Source organism: Bradyrhizobium sp. WSM1253 (assembly GCF_000244935.1).
Taxonomy (GTDB): domain Bacteria; phylum Pseudomonadota; class Alphaproteobacteria; order Rhizobiales; family Xanthobacteraceae; genus Bradyrhizobium; species Bradyrhizobium canariense.
The window spans coordinates 16,531-34,036 of sequence record NZ_JH600073.1 but is presented as its reverse complement, the minus strand read 5'-3'; the positions used below and the strand labels follow the sequence as shown (position 1 = coordinate 34,036).

Below are 17,506 nucleotides of genomic sequence, written 5' to 3'. Positions count from 1 at the left end.
CCACGCCCGGGCGATTGATCTCTGGAACTGGCGAGGGCCTAGTTCGGCACCGCAGCCCTCGACGCCGGCTTGGCGGCCACCGCATTCGCAGTTTGGCCGTGCAGGAAGTCGTAGGCCGTATGCAGGGCCTTGTCGTCTTTCGCTTCCGGCGGGACATAGGACTGCGACCCGGTCTGCTCGGTGCCGTCGGCTGCCTGGAGATGACCGCGCATCTGGGACTCCGCCATGGTGTCCATCCGGCCCTTCAGCTCGGCCGGCACGTCCTGGAGGATCTCGATGTCGGGCGCGATGCCCTGGGCCTGGATCGAGCGGCCCGAGGGCGTGTAGTAGCGCGCCGTGGTCAGCGCCAGCGCGCCGTTGCCGGTGCCGAGCGGAATGATGGTCTGCACCGAGCCCTTGCCGAACGAGCGCGTGCCGATCAGCGTGGCGCGCTTGTGGTCATGCAGCGCGCCGGCCACGATCTCCGAGGCCGAGGCCGAGCCGCCATTGACGAGAACCACCAGCGGCTTGCCCTTGGTGAGGTCGCCTCCATGCGCCGTGAAGCGCTGGGTCTCTTCCGGATTGCGGCCGCGGGTCGAGACGACCTCGCCACGCTGCAGGAACGCACTCGACACCGACACAGCCTGATCGAGCAATCCGCCCGGATTGTTGCGCAGGTCCATCACGTAACCCACCAGCTTCTCCGGCGGAACGTCCTTGGAGATCGATGCGATCGCCTTCTTCAGGCCATCGGTGGTCTGCTCGTTGAACGAGGTGACGCGGATATAACCGATGTCGCCGTTCTCGACGTGGAAGCGCACCGGGCGCACATGGATGATCTCGCGCTTGATCGCGACGTCGAGCGGGGCGTCGGCCCCCTTGCGCACGATCGTGAGCTTGGTCTGGGTCTCGACCGGCCCCTTCATCTTGTTGACGGCCTGCTCGAGCGTCATGCCCTGCACCGCATCGCCGTCGATCTTGCTGATGAGGTCGCCCGACATGATGCCGGCTTTAGACGCCGGCGTGTCGTCGATCGGCGAGACGACCTTGACGAGACCGTCCTCCATCGTGACCTCGATGCCGAGCCCGCCGAACTCGCCGGAGGTGGTCTCCTGCATCTCGGTCCAGGCCTTGTCGTTCATGTAGCGCGAGTGCGGATCGAGCGAGGTCACCATGCCGGTGATCGCGCCTTCGATCAGCTTGGCATTGTCAGGCTTCTCGACGTAGCTCGCCTTCACCCGCTCGAACACTTCGCCGAACAAATTGAGCTTGGAATAGGCGTCATCCGCGCTCGCTGCCGCCCGTGCCGCCCATACGCCGCCGTGCGGACTGGCTACCAGAAGGGTCAGACACGCTCCGGTGAGCGCGCCCAGTGGAAACAGCAGGGTTTTCCGCATGGATAGGCTGGCCTTTTTGCTTCGCGGTTCGGTGGGGCTGGGGAGCCGCCATGCAAATGGCGATCCAGCCTGCTTCTCACAATACCATTCTGGTTTCTTCAAGGCCGGGATGCCACGCCGGCGGGTACACCGTAAAAATCCCTTCGTCCGGACCTAAACTTTCGGCAACGTTGCAGGACCCGGTTGGTGCGCAGCGGGGGTCGGCCGGCCGGCCCACGCCTCGCTGCCGTGCCATTTTAGGATGGTTTTGGCGCCCCGGACGGGTTAGGCGATGAGGGAAGGCTTCAAATTCTCGGGAGGATAACAATGAACGAAGCACCCCGCATCCAACCGGAAAGGAACGTCGAGCTCGGCGCCAGCACCGAGCCGTTCCAGAATCTGCATGAATTCATCCGGAAAGCCCGCGCCAACCTCAACCAGAATGCCTGGGATTATATCGTCGGCGCGGCCGAGACCGAGACCACCATGCGTCGCAACCGCATGGCACTGGACGAGATCGCCTTCCGCCCACGCGTGCTGCGCGATGTCCGCAAGGTCACCGGCTCGGTCGAGCAGTTCGGCCGCAAGATGCGCCTGCCGGTGGTACTCGCCCCCGTCGGCGCGCTTGAGATCTTCGATCCGGATGGTGCGGCGAGCGTGGCACGCGCCTGCGGTACTTTCGGTGCGGCGCACATGCTCAGTTCCGTGTCCGAGCCCGGCCTCGAGAAGACCGCCGAAGCTGCGCCCGACGCGCTGCGCCTCTACCAGCTCTATGTGCGCGGCGACGACGCCTTCGTTGCCGACGTCGTCAGCCGGGCCGAGAAGAACGCCTACGCCGCCTTCTGCCTGACCGTCGACACCGCTCACTACAGCCGTCGCGAACGTGACATCGCCAAGCGCTACGTTCGCGAGAGCCGCCTGCGCGCCACCGGCGGCGATTACCAGAAGGGTCTGGAGTGGCGGACGGTGAAGATGATCAAGGACAAGTTCAAGATCCCGCTGATCCTCAAGGGCATCGCGACGCCAGAGGATGCGCTGATCGCGATCGATCACGGCGTCGAATGGATTTACGTCTCCAACCATGGCGGCCGTCAGCTCGATCACGGTCGCGGCGCCATGCATGTGCTGCCCGAGATCGTCGATGCCGTGAACGGCCGCGCCAAGATCATGGTCGATGGCGGCGTCTGTCGCGGCACCGACATCGTCAAGGCGATCGCGGCGGGTGCCGACCTGGTCGGCATCGGCCGGCTACAATGCTGGGCGCTGGCGGCGGCCGGCGAATCCGGCGTGGCGCGCATGCTGGAGCTGCTCGAGGACGAAGTGCTGCGCTGCCTCGGCCTCTTGGGTGCGACGTCGTTCGCCGAGCTCGACAAATCCTGCCTGCACCAAGCGACCGCAACCAACGCGCCGAGTGTGTTCAGCGCGTTTCCGCTGTTCGACCACGAGCCATATCGATACTGAGTGAAAGGATGCAGGTGACATCGCTCTCTCCCGGCAGCGCGGATGCGCTCCTGTTCGATCTCGGCCGCGTGGTGCTCGATATCGATTTCTCCAGGGCAATCGCCTGCTGGGCGGGACATGCCGGCTGCAAGCCCGAAGCCATCGTCGCGCGCTATGTGCGGGACAGCGAAGCCTATCGGTTGCACGAGATGGGGAAGATCAGCGATGAGGATTATTTCGCCTCATTGCGAGCCTCGCTCGGAATCGGCATTTCGGACGCGCAGTTCCTGGAAGGCTGGAACGCGATCTTCGCCGGCGAAATGCCTGACATCGCCGAGCTGCTGCCGCGGGCAGCGAAGCAGATGCCGCTCTACGCTTTCTCCAACACCAACCGGCCGCACGTGGACCATTTCTCGAGGGAATATGCCGACCTCCTCGGCCACTTCCGAGAGCTGTATTTGTCGTCCAGCATCGGCTTGCGCAAACCGGATGCGGAGGCCTTCGACCACGTCGTTGCGGCGATCGGCGTGCCCGCCGGGCGCATCGTGTTCTTCGATGATCTTGCCGAAAACATCGAGGGAGCGCGGGCGCGCGGCTTGACGGCGGTGCATGTGACCTCGCCGCGTGACGTCGGGAACGCATTGAAGGCATTGGGCATTTGACGAGGAGTCGGTGTCGCGAAACCCACGGCGGCACCGCCCGCCGGGACCAATTTTGAGAAATTGAGGAACCCGATCACTTTGTGCATTTTTGTGCAGAGTTCCGGGAACGGAATACCGCCTTCCGGACTCTTAGAGTCCGTTGGGACTTCTACGGACGGATGCATCATCGTGCTGGGCAAAACCTACCTCACCAAGCAGGCCTCTCTTCTTCTTGAATTCGCCAGGACAACTTCAGATTCGGACCTTTCCGCCAAGCTTGTGAGCAAGGCCGCCGACCTGAAATCCCAGGCCGATCCGCTGCCCGACAAAGACCAGGGAGCCAAGGCGCCCGACGTAACTCCCGGGCAGGCAGGGAGCTGATCGATGCAGCCCGGGGCGCTCGTCGTTCTCGCCTTGCCGTGATTTTCCTTGCCGTGATTTTCCTTGCCGTGATTTTCGTCGCTTCCATGGCCGCTCTCCTGCCGATTTGTCAGGTTCTTCGCATCATGCCGCGACGCGCTTGATCCTGCCTTCCGGAACAATGTGAAGCGGCGGGATGACTGTGCCCGCTCAGCCGTTTTTGCCTCTGCGCCCGCGCTCGGCTAGAAGACGTGCGGAACATTCGCCCGAACGTGCCGAGCAGGAGTTTTCGCCGTGGCCTTGATGCCGGTTTCCGACGCGCTTGCCGCGGTGCTGGCGGGTGCAGAGCCGCTGCCGGAAGAAATGATTTCCCTCGACGAGGCCCATCATCGCGTGCTCGCGCGTGACCTCGCGGCGCGGCGCACGCAGCCGCCGCAGGCGATGTCGGCGATGGACGGCTACGCGGTGCGCGCGGCCGATGCCGCGACGATCGATTCGGAGCTCACCGTGGTCGGCGAAGTCGCGGCGGGCCGACCGTTCGCCGGGACGATCGGCGCCGGCGAGGCCGTACGGATCTTCACCGGCGGCGTCGTTCCCGGTGGCGCGGACGCCGTCGTGATCCAGGAGGACACGGTCGCCGCCGGCAAGCGGATCATGATCAAGGAAGCCGCGATCGCCGGTCGGCACATCCGCCCCGCCGGCGTCGATTTCCGCGAGGGTGACGTGCTCCTGCGCAAGGGAAGCCGTGTCACCGAGCGCGACCTCGCGCTCGCTGCCGGGATGAATTATCCGCACCTTGTCGTTTTCAGGCGTCCAAAGGTCGCGATTCTCGCCACCGGCGACGAGCTGGTGATGCCAGGCACCACGCCAGGCCACGGCCAGATCATCTATTCCAACGGCTACGCCCTGCACGCGCTCGCCCGCAGCGAAGGCGCCGAGACGATCGACCTCGGTATTGCCGCCGACACGCTGGAGGCGACCACCGCCGGCATCCGCCGCGCCCGCGAGAGCGGCGCCGACATCCTGATCACGACCGGCGGCGCATCGGTCGGCGACCACGATCTGGTCCAGCAGGCACTGCGGGACGAAGGCATCGCGATGGCGTTCTGGAAGATCGCGATGCGGCCAGGCAAGCCGATGATGCACGGGCGACTCGGCGCAATGGGTGTGATCGGCCTGCCGGGCAATCCCGTGTCGTCCTACGTGTGCGCTTTCCTGTTCATGGTGCCGCTGATTCGCGCCCTGTCGGGCCGTTCAGTGATTCACCATCGCCGCGAACGCGCCGTGCTCGGCCGCGGCGTCGGCGCCAACGACCAGCGCGAGGACTATCTGCGCGCGCATCTGGAGGAGCGTGACGATGGCACACGCGTCGTTCTTCCCGTCAATCATCAGGACTCTTCGCTGCTTGCGAATCTCGCTGCAGCACAGGTACTTCTCGTGCGCGCACCATTCGCGCCGAAGGCCGAAGCCGGCACGGCTTGCGAAGTGTTGCGGCTCCCCGTCTGAGCACCCCCGCAACGCGCGTTCCGCGAAGTTTGCTCTGTTCACGGTAAATTAAGCAGTTGCGGAACATGTATCGAACATATAGTGTCCGTTCATGATTTGTTTCGAGCATGTAGCGGCTTATTGCCGAATTCTGCGTCTCGGAATCGGACGACATCAACCGGGGGACTTTGGTCGAGATGTTAACGCGCAAACAATACGAGCTTCTGCGGTTCATCAGTGAACGTCTGAAGGAAAGCGGCGTGCCGCCCTCCTTCGACGAGATGAAGGATGCGCTCGATCTGCGCTCGAAGTCGGGCATCCATCGCCTGATCACGGCGCTCGAGGAGCGTGGCTTCATCCGACGCCTGCCCAACCGCGCCCGTGCGATTGAAGTCATCAAGCTGCCGGAGCTCCAGGCAGCCGCCGGCAGCCGCCGCGGCTTCACCCCCAGCGTCATCGAGGGCAATCTCGGCAAGGTGCGTGCGGGCTCCAGCCTGCCCGCGGACGAGGGCGAACGCCCCGTGGCGGTACCGGTGATGGGCCGCATCGCGGCCGGCACGCCGATCGAGGCGTTGCAGACACGCAGCCACACCATCAGCGTACCGCCCGACATGCTCGGCTCGGGCGAACATTACGCGCTGGAAGTGCGCGGTGATTCCATGGTTGATGCCGGCATCCTTGACGGCGACATGGCGCTGATTCAGCGCAACGAGAGCGCCGATACCGGCGACATCGTGGTGGCGCTGATCGACGACGAGGAAGCGACGCTGAAGCGCTTCCGCCGTCGCGGCGCCTCGATCGCGCTCGAGCCCGCCAACGCTGCCTATGAGGTCCGCATCCTGCCGCCCAATCGGGTGAAGATTCAGGGCAAGCTGATCGGGCTTTACCGGAAGTACTGATACCGGACGTACTTGATACCTGGAGAAGTTGGCGCCTCGCGCGCTTCCGATCGGCATCGCCGGTCAGAGATTGGAGCGGATCATCGTCCGCTCCGGCTGGATAGTCTTTCTGGTTCTGCACAGACTATCGGCCCCTCCTCCGGCGCTGGCTACTCGCGACGCCCAAGAAGCAGCACCGAAACAGCACCGCTTCGCGGCTCGAGTGTGCGAGGAAACAGCGACCAGCGATCGAGGTCGTTGCACCAGCCGGCAATATTCGCGCATGCGCCTCCCGAATGCATCGCAACTCTCTTTGTTCCTATTGAATTCGGGAAAGATAATGTGATCGCGGCTTGCGGAAACCAGCCGCAGATTTGCCCACAACCGAGCAGAGCTTTCGTGCTTCAACTCTGATAGAGGCCTGCGCCTCGATAAGAGACGCGGGTTGCTATCCCAGCATGAGGAGCACCCGATGTGTGACTACAGCCTGCATGCCGTCGCGTCGCGCCCCGCCGAAGTCGGCGAGACGATCGTCACGACAAATTTCCGCGGCACCTCGACGCGCGGCTTCGCCTCCGCAGCCGATCCGTCTGTTGCCGTCTGCCTGCTGCCGGGAACGGAGCTCGCCTTCGCAGACGACGTCCGCTACGACAATCGCTGGATCTGGACGCGGACCATCAATTCCCGCGTGGGCAAGTTCGGCAAGATCGATCCGCACGTTCCCGACCGCCATCATGACGCGATCGAATTCCCCGACGGCAAATTTGTGCTGGTGACGCAGCTCGTCGAAGGCCAGCGCGCGACCGTGCTGCAACTGCCTGTGACCCAGTCGGTCATCGAGCGCGAGCACAAGGCGCAGATCATCGCCGACAGGCAGCCGACCGTCACGCACCTGCCGATCGGCTGAAACAGCCGCCCCTCCGGCTACGAGGTCGGAGGTCAGGATTGAATTGCCATCGCCGACCGTGGCCGGCGAGATGGTGTGGTTTGCGCCAGCGAATCCGAGCGGACGCACCGACCCGCTGCGTTGCTCCGCACCATCAGATCAATCGTCGGCCTGCAAGTCGGTCTCCGCCGGCGTTGCGTCCTTGATGCGGGGCGCGGTCGCCTTCGGCGCAAGGCTGCCGTCGAAATCACCCTCGCCGGCGCCGGCCGGCAACCAGGGGCGGCTCGTGCCTCTCGCCCTCACCGCCTGAACCACAAATCCGTCACCACGCTGCGTCAGCGCCAGTGCGCTCTGGCTGGCGAGCCGCTGCCGATCGACCACCATCGCCGCGCAATCGGGCGGCGCGGGACGTGTCGTCACCACCAGGGCGGCCCGATTGCAATCGTCCGCGAGAGCATCGACGCGCAATGCCAGCGCGACCAGCCTCCCGTCGGCCAGTGGCGTCACGCAGCCGGATTCGTCACAGGACACGCCATCAGCCAGCGAGGCTCCGCCGGCATCGCGCGGATCGGCGTCGGCAGCGAGCCATTCTTTGAGCAGAAAGCTGTCCTTGTTGGTCCTGATCAGGTGCAGATATCCGTCCCTGCCCCGCACGGCGACGCTCGCGCCATCCCCGGCGATCAGGATGTCAGGCTGCCGCGCCGACAGTCCCCAGAGGATCGCTGCCAGCAGCACCAGGGCGCCGGACCAGCGCAGCGGCGTCCGCAACAAGCCCAGCACGATGATTCCGAGGCTCGCCGCGATCAGCGGCCCGATCCCGAACGCCGCGATGCGGCCGACGGCGCCCGGCAATGCCGCGACCCAGCGCGAGACCGTGACCATCCAGTCGATGCCGATCCCCATCAGCCACCAGAACACACTGTCCAGCCCGAACGGCGCAGCAAGCAGCCCCAACAGTCCCGCCGGCATCAACTGCCGAGACCACCGGCATCGCGCCGAGATTGGCCAGCACGCCGAACGGCGTGACACGGTGGAAGTGGAAAGCGGCATAGGGCGTGGTCGCAAATCCCGCAATCAGCGAAGCCATGAACAGCATCGCGATCTCGCGGCCGCCCCACATCGCAATGCGCGCAGTCGCAGAATGGTCCGGCGAGGCAAACAAATTCGGCATGCCGATCTGCACCAGCGCCACCAGCCCGAGGGTTGCCGCAAACGACATCTGAAATGTGGAATGCTGATTCCCGGTTCGCTTGTTAACTCAAGCGCTTAACCTGCTTCCCGGAGCTTACTCCGGGACTTTTTCCGGGACTCTGCGAGCCGCTCGACCGCTAGGGCAACGTCCTCATCCAGCACGTGCGCGTATCTCAGGGTGCTTTTAATGTCCCGGTGATTGAGCGCCTTTTGCACCAGCTTCAGGTTACCGCTGTCGCGAAGAAGCTTCGTTCCGAAGTCGTGCCTGAAGTCGTGGAAACGGAAGTCCTTCAGGCCAGAGCCGGCCCGCAGCCGCTGCCAGGCCGTCTTGGCCCCGGTATAGGTTAGCGGGTAGCGCTGGCCCCTCACACGGCCAAGTCGCCTGTTGCCGTAGACAGCCACATAGGTGAAGCAAAAGTCCAGGTGCTGCCCCCGCAGCGGGAACAGGATATCACGAACCGCTGCCGTGACCGGAAACACCACGCGACGCCCGCCCTTGCCGAGACGGACAATCTGCTTGGTGCCGAAATCCACCTCGGACCACCGCAGTGTCACGCATTCCCTCAGCCGCATGCCGCTGGCGCGGACGAAGTCAAAGAACGGCCCATAGTCGGCGCGCATCGCGTCATCGAGGGCGTCGGCTTCCTCGATCTTCAGTTCGCGGACACGCTCCACCGGCTCTGCTAGCAAAAGCTTGTCCCACTCGGGCTCATTCTCGAACACCACCTTCTCGGCCTTGGCGAAGGTGAATAGCCGCTGCAGCACCTTGGTCGCCGATCGGTTGACCGTAGCGTTTGAGACCAGCGGCAGGGCCTGCTCCGCTTCCTTGGTACGCTTGCCGCGGCGAGAGACCCGGTGGCCACGCCGCCACGCCACCAGTTCCTTGGCTGCCTTGTGGTCGATCTCTGTTAGCGGCTTCTCCTTGCCAAAGTACTTGATCAGCCGCGCCAGATTGGTCTCCGTAGCCTTCGGCTCCGAGTCGTACTGCGCGCTATCGTTCCAGAGGCGGTCGGCAACGTCATCAATAGTGAGCGACGCCTTAGCGCGCCGCGTCGCCTTCACCAGCGCCTTAGCTTTCTCTAGCTCTGCAGCCTCGAACTTTTCTGCATCTCGTCTAGCCGTGCATTTCGTGCTGCCATGAAACCGATGACCTTCGTGCTGGAAGTCGAATTGGTAATACGGCGAACGCTTGTCACGGTAGACGGACACGGCACTTCCCTCCTGCGGCGGCCTTCAATGAATTGGTTCAGATCCGTCTCAGTGAATCGGCGGCGTGGCCGCTTTTTCCCGAGCCCGACGTTGATGTATCCAATTGCCCCATCGCTAACGAGGGCGCGGAGATGATCTTCGGTGATGTTAAGCCGAGAGGCCGCCTGCTCGGGTGTGAGCAGGCGGTGGTTGTCATTTGCTGGATCGGGCAAGAGCGTGCCCCTGAGAAATATTGCTCTGCAAACCTCGCCGGGCGAATCCGACGCACTCATTGAACTATACAGGGTCGCTCCGGAATAAATGCGGCGCAAACCTACGTTGGAGCTGATTTGTAATACTTCGTTACTTGCCTTACCGAAAAAGGCGCCAGCTCCCACCACTGGGCGTTTAGGCAGTGGCGGCGACTTATCTCCTGCTCCTCAAAGGGAAAGCAACAGCCATAACGAAAAAGCCCCGGACAATGCCGGGGCTTTGACGTCTAAACTTGCGTTCGGATCAGTACTTCGCGACCACCGGACCGGTCCAGTTGAAGCGGTAGACCAGCGAGGTCGAGATCGTCTGGTTCCAGCTGTTGGCGCGGACATCGTGCCCGCCCACGAACGGGAGGTTTGTGACGTTGTCGAGCTCGGCCTGGCTCTTGGCGTTGTAGAAGGCCGAACGATATTCGGTCTTCATGAACCAGCCGGGCGAGTTGATGCCGAAGAAGTTCAGGCTGTTCTCGACGCCGCCGCCGATGAACCAGCCGTTGCGGTTGTAGCCGTTGAGATGCACACCAGCGTCAACGCCAGCGAGGTCCATAAAGTTTGTGCGGCCGAAGTGAGCGCCGGAGTAACCACCATTGACGTAGGTGAGAACGTTCGGAGCAGCGAGCCAACCGAGGCGTACGCCAGCGGCCCACGAAGTTTCGAGCTTCTGGGTGCCAGTGATGTCGAAGATAGGGTCCTGGATGGTGGCGCGGATGCTGCCGAACTGGCCATCGGCGAACACACCAGCGACCCAGGTACCGCTGAACTGCCAGTCGTAGCCGAGACCGACGGTGCCGAACCAACCGGACCCGCCCTGACGCTGGTCGATCGTCAGCGGGATGCCCGTGGCCGTGTCGTTGATATGCTGGTCGGCATTCGAGAGACCGCCGCCGCCGCCGCCGAAGATGTAGAAGCCAGTCCAGTTAGCGACCGGAGCCGGCATCGGCGCCTTCACGTAGGGACGGGCGCCAAGGTCAGCGGCTGAGGCCGAACCGGTCATCGCCGCAATGGCGGCCAGCGCGAGCAAAGTCTTTTTCATCTTCATGTCCCCAAGTGGAAGCGGTCAATATCTGATGGTGGTAACCTAGATGCATCCGCTAGAAATGCTGTAGCTCGGCGGCCACAGTGACGGACAAACTCTTAGTGATGCTGACAGGCGATGAGGCAAATATAGCCGATTTGGTCCGCGATAATCCGGCGGCAATATCAGCCTATCTGACTGAACAATTTGCAGAAAATGACCTACTGAAGGCAAAGAACGCGCTTAGCCGGGTCATGAAAGCCCAGAACGTCCAGATATTGGCGCGAGACGCTGGTTTGCGGCGAGACGCACTCTACAGGACGTTTGGAGGGCGAATCGACCCGCAGCTAAGCCGAATACTCAGGCTGTTTAGCGCAATAAACGTAAGGGCCTGCGTTGTGCCTGTGTCCGGCACTGACAGCCCAGACGGGGCCGCGGCTCGCCTGAGTGAGGCTTTCGCTTGCGAGAATCCGGCGGATGCCATTCGAGGACTCAGCAGCGTCGTGAAAGCGCAAAACGTGACCGCGCTTGCGCACAAACTCGGGATGTTGCGAACGAATGTCTACAAGACATTTGGCGGGAAAGTTGACCCGCAGCTAAGCCGGGTTTTTAACCTCTTCACCGCCTTACAGGTGAGATTCGTGATCGAGGGCATGCAGCCCAAGGCCAGGGCTCCTCGTCCGAAACTTGGTCGTCCGCGAAAGATATCCCATGCCTCCCGCGACTAGATGCGCGCCTTGGAGAATGGGGAAGTTCAATGCGGCTGCTTCTGACAGCCATAGGAACCTAGCATCACTGCCCGGCTTGCTGTCTCGCTAGCTGTCTCCCCGAGCTGGCGGAGCGGCCCCGGCATCAACCCTCAGGCCCCCCAAGCCGGGGGCGCCTCTAAGCCGCCCACTGAGGCGGCCCTACTTCTGGGTGTTCCGCTTATAAATACACGCTCTTGGAACAAACGAAGATTTATTAAAATCACAATCTGTTCTCGCCCGGAGAACTGCGGGCCCGCCTCTTTGACTGGCCAAATAGGCGAGTGTCCATCTAAGCAGATCACCTATGCCTATTTTCTAAGCAGGAAAAAATGGCAATGGTCAGCAAGTCTGACTACGGTGGCGAAGGCATGAGGAAGCAATAATCCCCAGCCTTTGGGAGAAGTGCGCCCAAGGCCCCAGTCCTAGCCAGCCCCGGGCTGGGGCCGCTTCTGTGCCGCTCAAGATTCGACGTGGGCGCCAGCACGAACCCGCGGCCGAGCAAGGCGCCGTCATCAACCTGTGGCACAGTCATTGCACATTCAAAACAGAGTGGGATTTCAGTGCCCAGTCTGAGACAAGAGCGCCGCCGGGGGGACTGGCATTTCGAGCCCGGCAGCGCTCTCCTTTACTGTTCTGGCTCGCCTGCGGAGGGCCCGCCCCAGCTTTGGGGCTGGCAAGCCGCTCCGCTAGTTCTCCACACCCACGACGCACAGTAGCTCGCAACCGCCGAGACCTACTAGGAATCGACAATTTGCGCACTGCTTATGATGCCGCTTTGATGGCGGCATGCGCACTCGCCGATACACGAAATGGGCCGGCCATTATCCGCCCCGCAGCCCTACGGAATGGCTGGCTGAGGGCCACGTGACCTGCAACATCCAATGCCTGAACGGTCTCTGCCGTCGCAGGGTCGACGTGCGGCTCAATACACTCCCGCAGGATCAGCCGTAGTCGCCCGTCGGCTTGCGCCTGGTCTGCTCAGCATGTGGCGCCGCAGGATCTGTGCATATCGTCCCGAACTGGCATGACAGTCGCGGGCAACTCAGGCCAAGCACGCGCGACAGTCTAAGGCCGCCCGTCGTTACGACCTTCCACGCTCAGCGATACTTATTAGGCATACACGACCCCGGCCGTCGGAGCTGGCAATGGCGTTGCTGCACAGTGAGGTCGAAAGCAACGCTGTGATGGTCGGAGGTGTTACGGCGGCGAACCTGCCGCAGGATCTTAAAAATTCGCGTCGATCGTCTGCTTCTTGAGAGGACATTCGCGCCTCCTATGATTGCTGAAATAAGTAAGTGTTAGTCGATTAGAAAATTAAGTAGCTCAATCACGAAATGTAGCCAAAAATCCCGTCTCAGTCGGCGGACTCTTTTACGCGCGGCTAGAATGAATGAAAAGAAGACTCCTGTTCAGTCCGCCGCCTGATTTGGTATGCAGTCGAGCGCGGCTGGCTCGATCTGCACGAGAGCGGTACCTACGTGCGGCTGCTAACACTCGGGCGGGATCTGCTGACAGCCGTAGGAACCTAGCAATCACTGCCCGGCTTGCTGTCTCGCTAGCTCTCTCCGTCGAGCTGGCGGAGCGGCCCCGGCCTTGACCCCCCAGGCAATCCAGCCGGGGTCGTCTCTTTTGGGCAGTTAGTGAGGAGAAACGAGAGCCGCCACGCTAAACGCGACTACGCAGGCGGCAGCCAGTGACCAGAGCGCTATCGCGATCTCTTTGGGCATGAGGCGCCAACGTTGGAGCGCTGGTCGAGTTCCTACCGGCGGTTGGTCAACCGGTGCCGGTGTTGTGGTGCGCAACTCGGCCACTAGCTCGGCCCTCAGGTCGTCCTCCAACTCGCGGATATGCTTCGCCGTTGGTCCGTCAGGAAAGTCTTTCGCGAGCTGGCGACAGTGTACCAGCTTCCGCTGAATTGCCAAAATATCCCGGTCGCTTTCCATGAGGTGAAACCGCCTTCGGACTGCCACCTTTCATATGCCAAATGGGATAGGCGACGGCTAAATCAAGCTCTCGCCACAGCATCCCACAAAAAGCCGGCCCCAGAGGATGTTTCCTGAGGCCGGAAGTTCTACGCGTCGCTCCGAGATATCGCCCGGAGCTGGAGACGAATGCGCCCAGATTGCCGAATGTTCCCGACCCTCATGGGATAGCAGAGCCGGCGCCCTGATGCAGGTTAGGCCTTCTGCCGATTGTGAAATAGATCACATTGCGAGCCGGGGATGCTGCGTTACGATCAACGCACCGGGGCTGGCTAAATATTTCACCTAGTCGTCTTTCACCCGGCGTTTGAGCGCGCGGGCCGCAGCAGCAGTCCCCTGCTGCGGCCTTCGTGTTCACGGCTCTTAGTACCAATGACTTCGGCGTCCTGTGCCATTGGAGAAGGTAATATGTCCAAAGAGAAAAATTGCCTGATCGTTCGTGCTGCCGGGAGACAACTGGATCTTTTACGAGGCGAAGCCTCCCGCATTGCTAAAAGCAGTAACGTCGATTGGTGGATCGATCGCGCGGAAATCGGCACTCGCTTCTGCTTCGAGGATCCGAAAGCAAAAGATTCATTCGCTGTCGCTTGTGACAACTTCGGTATTCCCTGCCAAGACGGCTAGCTTTCGCAACAGCGCTGGCGCGCCGTGGTGCTAATGCACGCTAGCAACTCGTGGAGGTGAGCATGTCTATCGATCGCACCACACAGACAGTCGAATGGGATGGGAAGGCCTTGATTGGATGGGTGGTCATCAATGGAACGCCAAAGAAAGTCTCTGCAGATCGTGAAACAATCCACGCTCAAGCGCCGGGCTTCAGTGATGCGCTAACCAGGGAAATCGACCGGCACCGAGCAGAGATTTTTGAGAAGTTGCTGCCTTACTTCCAGCGGCTCGGCTAGTCCTCGAAGATTCAGCCTGCTGGCGGCGACCGCGGAAAAGAAACCCGCCGACCTTGCGAGCCGACGGGAGTTGAAAAGAACATTAGACCGGCGGGCACCGGTCCCTTGCGAGCTGCTTTAGCACGCTGGCTTGGCAGCGTGAACTGGCGGGCCCCTGAATTGCAACCCGCTCTTAATCTGGGAGTTCGCGAGATCGCTGAGGCCGCTGGAGTGTCCACCAACACGATCACCAGACTGGAGCGCGGTGAGGAGTTGTTGCCCAGGACGGTTGCCGATATCCGCGCCGCCTTCGAGGCGGCGGGAGTTATCTTCCTCAACGACGGCCAAGCGATTGACGGCGGGCCGGGCGTGAGGCTGGCGAAGCGTTGACCACCCTCGGCGCCGGTCCTCCATTAGCGGCGCTTCGGCGCGTCCGTCCACAAGCCCTGCATATTTTTCCCTAGTTGCCGCATTTTACGCGCGCAACCTATTGATCTCGCGCACTGGTTGAGGTTCAGTGCGCCCTATTGTTTTTAGGCCGGGGGGCTTTTTACATGCGTAATTTAGGCATCGTGGCGCTTTGCGTCTCGCTGGGCGGCTGCGGACTTGCCGCGCGTCATGAGCGTGAGCAGCAACAAGCAGCGGCCATGCAGCAGGGTTTTGAAAACTGCAAGGTGCAATTCCCCGAAGGCACCAAAAACATGGTCGAGAAGAACAAGTGCAATACCACCGCCGCGCTGGCGATCAGGCCTTTCACGACCTATAGCGACCTATTCGATAAATACTGGGCGACGCGAGCTGTCATAGCCGAACGCGTGCAGGCGGGGAAAATGACGGTGGCCGAAGCTAATCAAGAGGCGACCCAAGCTCAGTCAGACATCGCAGCCGAGGAGCAGCGCCGCAATCTCGCAAATCGATCGGTAGGTGCTCAAGAGTCGGCAGCCGCAGCTGCGTGGATGGCATCGCCCTCGGTGGTTGTTGTTCGGCGATAAGCTATGACACTCGTAAGCATTGCCTTCGGTCTGATGTCAGGATTTGTAGCTTGGATCCTAACCGAGTTTTTTGCAAAGCCTTTCCGCCGCGGCTTAGACCTCGTGATGGAGGTGCGAACCAAGGCGATCATCTTTGCCAACGTGTCGGCGCGTTTCCGATCGCAATCCGCGGATGGGACAGGCCCCTTTCTCAGCACTGATGCCACAAAGGAAGAACTTGATCGTCTGCGCTCGGCTGAGGAAGGCTATCGCGAGCTCGGCGCGAAGCTTCAGGCCTTCGCTAAAACTGAGCCGCTGGCAACCTGGGTAATGCTGCGGATATTCCGTCTCAAGGTGTCGGAGGCCGGCGTAGCGCTGTTGGCCTTATCAAACACGCTCGGCGTTTACGGTCAGGAGCGCAGGAATTCAACGGCCCGACTCGAGGCCGCCCTGCGCATGCACTCTTCCTCGTGACGACGCTGAAGATTAACGTACAAGGAAGGGCACTGTGAGCGATCAAGGCCAAGATCAATACAAAGAGACTGCGAAGCTCACCTACGATACCCTCTTAGAGATGAGAAGGCTGTCCTACGCCGCGCAGGCGGACTATGGAAAGTGGCTGATTTCGTCGATTTTCCTTATGCACGGGTCAGCCATTGCAGGGCTCGCATTCAGGGCTTCTGCCACGGGAGTGCCGCCCTATCTGGCAGCCATCCTCTGGTTCGTCATCGGGATGATCTTAGCGCTCGGGGCAGGCTTTTGCGCGTGGCTAAACTTCAGCGCGGCTGCCAGTCAGTACAGCCTCTGGGCCAAGCCAGCGATGCTTTTCGATCAGTCAAGCTGGCCAACGGAAACCACCAAGGCCGGCGAGATTGAAGCGACGAAATGGCTTTCGATGGCCTGCGGAGTTTTGTCGGTTCTAGCGCTTCTGGGAGGCGCCTTCCATGTCCTTTGGGCTTGGAAGTAGATCGCCTAGCCATAAACGAAACGAAAGTACGGGATGTTTGGGCTCTTCAACTCACGGCGCAAAGTGGCTACCATAGCGGCGGTTGAGGCCATTCGTCCTCTGATAGCAAGCATTCAGCACAGTCAGGGCCTATCGCCCGGCTTCTGGACTACCCCCTATATTCTCGGGTTTCTCACTTTCACCGCCGGCCACCATGCCAAGTTGGCCACGCGAGGATCGATCAAGACCGAGGAACTCGGGGCCGCCATGGGCGATATTCTAACGTCGGTCTCCAATCTCAACGGCCGGGCACTAGTCGCCCGAACTGTCGAGATGTCCTCGAACGACGACGTGGACTTCAATCGAGGCGCGGACGACGCGGCTGCCATTTGCTTTTACACAATGAGAATTTTGAAGAACGAAGCTGAGCACCCGCTGGTGACAATGGCCTCTAAGGTCGCACAGCGGTCAACCGACGCCGGCAATACCGAGCCAGAGAGGCGCGCATACATTGCATCTATGATGATGATGCTGTCCCTTATGAGCGAAGTGCATGGCATCACGTAGGGGGACGATGGCCGGCCGGCGGAATCGGAACGTCGTGCTTGCGGCCCTCACCTCGGTGGGTTCGGGCGCGGCCGTACAGCTAAAGTGCGGGCAGTCTGCTTTGAACCCGCCCGGAATTCCCGTTGACGAGTTTTAGGAACTGAACATGCCCATGATACCTCTCCGGCCTCAATGCAGCGATGCAGCGGATATCGGAAACCATCCACAAGCGGCACAACCCGGCCGGCTATATGCTTGATCGCTTAAGATTTCTGATCGACAATTTCCCGGCCAACATGTCAGACGAAGCTGAGATCGGAATTACCCTGGTTGGAGGAGGCAGCGACGCCTCCCTTCATCTCCGCCAAATCGCAGCTTCTGATCCGGATATGTTAACTTTCGATGGCCTTGAACGAGCGCGGAACGTTCAGCTGTTGCAGCATCACAGCCAGACATGTCCGTAATGATCATCGAAATGCCGAAGCTTGAGGAAAAGCCTCACCGGATCGGCTTCTGATAGCCTTCAACCGAACATCGCTCTATGGTCGCGGGGGAGTGAGACCAGGATCAGCCGTCACCACTTCCGTCTGATCTTCAACGCGACGCCACGCCCGCTCATCGTAAGCGCTTAGCCGCAACCCTATTGAGGCTGGCTTGACGTTTTGCGGAATCGCCACGGCATGAGGTCTTTGATGCGGCTATGGGGATGGCCGTCGATGA

General features: G+C 61.4%; 17 protein-coding genes and 2 pseudogenes. 14 read left to right on the top strand and 5 right to left on the bottom strand.

Going from position 1 to position 17,506, the window contains the following annotated elements; genetic code table 11:
* Nucleotides 1–38: 38 nt before the first annotated feature.
* Nucleotides 39–1,376, bottom strand: a complete 1,338-nt coding sequence (locus tag BRA1253DRAFT_RS02010; protein WP_007590590.1) for a S41 family peptidase — start codon at nt 1,374–1,376, stop codon at nt 39–41.
* A 306-nt stretch (nt 1,377–1,682) separates the two neighbouring features.
* Here BRA1253DRAFT_RS02010 and BRA1253DRAFT_RS02005 point away from each other — a divergent pair, with 306 nt between their 5' ends.
* From BRA1253DRAFT_RS02005 to BRA1253DRAFT_RS01980, 6 genes are all read left to right on the top strand, one after another.
* Nucleotides 1,683–2,816: an alpha-hydroxy acid oxidase gene (locus BRA1253DRAFT_RS02005; RefSeq protein ID WP_007590588.1), complete on the top strand. Its 1,134-nt coding sequence runs from the start codon at nt 1,683–1,685 to the stop codon at nt 2,814–2,816.
* Between the two features lie 8 nt (nt 2,817–2,824).
* Nucleotides 2,825–3,457, top strand: a complete 633-nt coding sequence (locus BRA1253DRAFT_RS02000) for an HAD family phosphatase (RefSeq protein WP_007590587.1) — start codon at nt 2,825–2,827, stop codon at nt 3,455–3,457.
* Between the two features lie 168 nt (nt 3,458–3,625).
* A complete protein-coding gene (locus tag BRA1253DRAFT_RS01995; protein WP_007590586.1) occupies nt 3,626–3,817 on the top strand; it encodes a hypothetical protein in 192 nt (63 codons plus the stop codon).
* Between the two features lie 273 nt (nt 3,818–4,090).
* A complete protein-coding gene (gene glp / locus BRA1253DRAFT_RS01990) occupies nt 4,091–5,302 on the top strand; it encodes a gephyrin-like molybdotransferase Glp (RefSeq protein ID WP_007590584.1) in 1,212 nt (403 codons plus the stop codon).
* A 176-nt stretch (nt 5,303–5,478) separates the two neighbouring features.
* The gene (lexA, locus tag BRA1253DRAFT_RS01985; protein ID WP_007590583.1) at nt 5,479–6,180 is read left to right on the top strand and encodes a transcriptional repressor LexA; all 702 of its coding nucleotides are present in this window, start codon (nt 5,479–5,481) and stop codon (nt 6,178–6,180) included.
* A 451-nt stretch (nt 6,181–6,631) separates the two neighbouring features.
* Nucleotides 6,632–7,066 (top strand): hypothetical protein, encoded by a 435-nt coding sequence (locus BRA1253DRAFT_RS01980; protein WP_007590582.1) that lies wholly within the window; start codon nt 6,632–6,634, stop codon nt 7,064–7,066.
* 138 nt (nt 7,067–7,204) lie between these two features.
* Here BRA1253DRAFT_RS01980 and BRA1253DRAFT_RS01975 read toward each other — a convergent pair.
* The 4 genes and pseudogenes from BRA1253DRAFT_RS01975 to BRA1253DRAFT_RS01965 all read right to left on the bottom strand — a co-directional run.
* Nucleotides 7,205–8,279 (bottom strand): annotated as a pseudogene (locus BRA1253DRAFT_RS01975) (ComEC/Rec2 family competence protein); the annotation flags it as partial.
* Nucleotides 8,280–8,311: 32 nt separating this feature from the next.
* Complete coding sequence (locus BRA1253DRAFT_RS01970) at nt 8,312–9,445, bottom strand: site-specific integrase (protein WP_007590581.1); 1,134 nt, start codon at nt 9,443–9,445, stop codon at nt 8,312–8,314.
* 26 nt (nt 9,446–9,471) lie between these two features.
* Nucleotides 9,472–9,717, bottom strand: a pseudogene (locus BRA1253DRAFT_RS46105) (helix-turn-helix domain-containing protein); the annotation flags it as partial.
* Between the two features lie 223 nt (nt 9,718–9,940).
* The gene (locus BRA1253DRAFT_RS01965) at nt 9,941–10,729 is read right to left on the bottom strand and encodes an outer membrane protein (RefSeq protein WP_007590580.1); all 789 of its coding nucleotides are present in this window, start codon (nt 10,727–10,729) and stop codon (nt 9,941–9,943) included.
* A gap of 86 nt (nt 10,730–10,815) precedes the next feature.
* Here BRA1253DRAFT_RS01965 and BRA1253DRAFT_RS01960 point away from each other — a divergent pair, with 86 nt between their 5' ends.
* The 8 genes from BRA1253DRAFT_RS01960 to BRA1253DRAFT_RS01925 all read left to right on the top strand — a co-directional run bounded on the left by BRA1253DRAFT_RS01960 (nt 10,816) and on the right by BRA1253DRAFT_RS01925 (nt 16,807).
* On the top strand, nt 10,816–11,439 hold the full coding sequence (locus BRA1253DRAFT_RS01960; RefSeq protein ID WP_007590579.1) for a hypothetical protein: 624 nt from the start codon (nt 10,816–10,818) through the stop codon (nt 11,437–11,439).
* A gap of 2,411 nt (nt 11,440–13,850) precedes the next feature.
* Nucleotides 13,851–14,066, top strand: a complete 216-nt coding sequence (locus BRA1253DRAFT_RS41000; RefSeq protein WP_007590577.1) for a hypothetical protein — start codon at nt 13,851–13,853, stop codon at nt 14,064–14,066.
* Nucleotides 14,067–14,128: 62 nt separating this feature from the next.
* Entirely contained in the window at nt 14,129–14,344 is a 216-nt protein-coding gene (locus BRA1253DRAFT_RS01950; RefSeq protein ID WP_007590575.1) for a hypothetical protein, read from the top strand.
* 210 nt (nt 14,345–14,554) lie between these two features.
* Nucleotides 14,555–14,713 (top strand): hypothetical protein, encoded by a 159-nt coding sequence (locus BRA1253DRAFT_RS01945; protein WP_354170726.1) that lies wholly within the window; start codon nt 14,555–14,557, stop codon nt 14,711–14,713.
* A gap of 164 nt (nt 14,714–14,877) precedes the next feature.
* Nucleotides 14,878–15,315 (top strand): hypothetical protein, encoded by a 438-nt coding sequence (locus tag BRA1253DRAFT_RS01940; RefSeq protein WP_007590573.1) that lies wholly within the window; start codon nt 14,878–14,880, stop codon nt 15,313–15,315.
* A gap of 3 nt (nt 15,316–15,318) precedes the next feature.
* Nucleotides 15,319–15,768: a hypothetical protein gene (locus tag BRA1253DRAFT_RS01935; protein WP_007590572.1), complete on the top strand. Its 450-nt coding sequence runs from the start codon at nt 15,319–15,321 to the stop codon at nt 15,766–15,768.
* 34 nt (nt 15,769–15,802) lie between these two features.
* A complete protein-coding gene (locus tag BRA1253DRAFT_RS01930; RefSeq protein WP_007590571.1) occupies nt 15,803–16,261 on the top strand; it encodes a hypothetical protein in 459 nt (152 codons plus the stop codon).
* A 33-nt stretch (nt 16,262–16,294) separates the two neighbouring features.
* Complete coding sequence (locus tag BRA1253DRAFT_RS01925) at nt 16,295–16,807, top strand: hypothetical protein (protein ID WP_007590570.1); 513 nt, start codon at nt 16,295–16,297, stop codon at nt 16,805–16,807.
* The last annotated feature ends 699 nt before the right edge of the window (nt 16,808–17,506 follow it).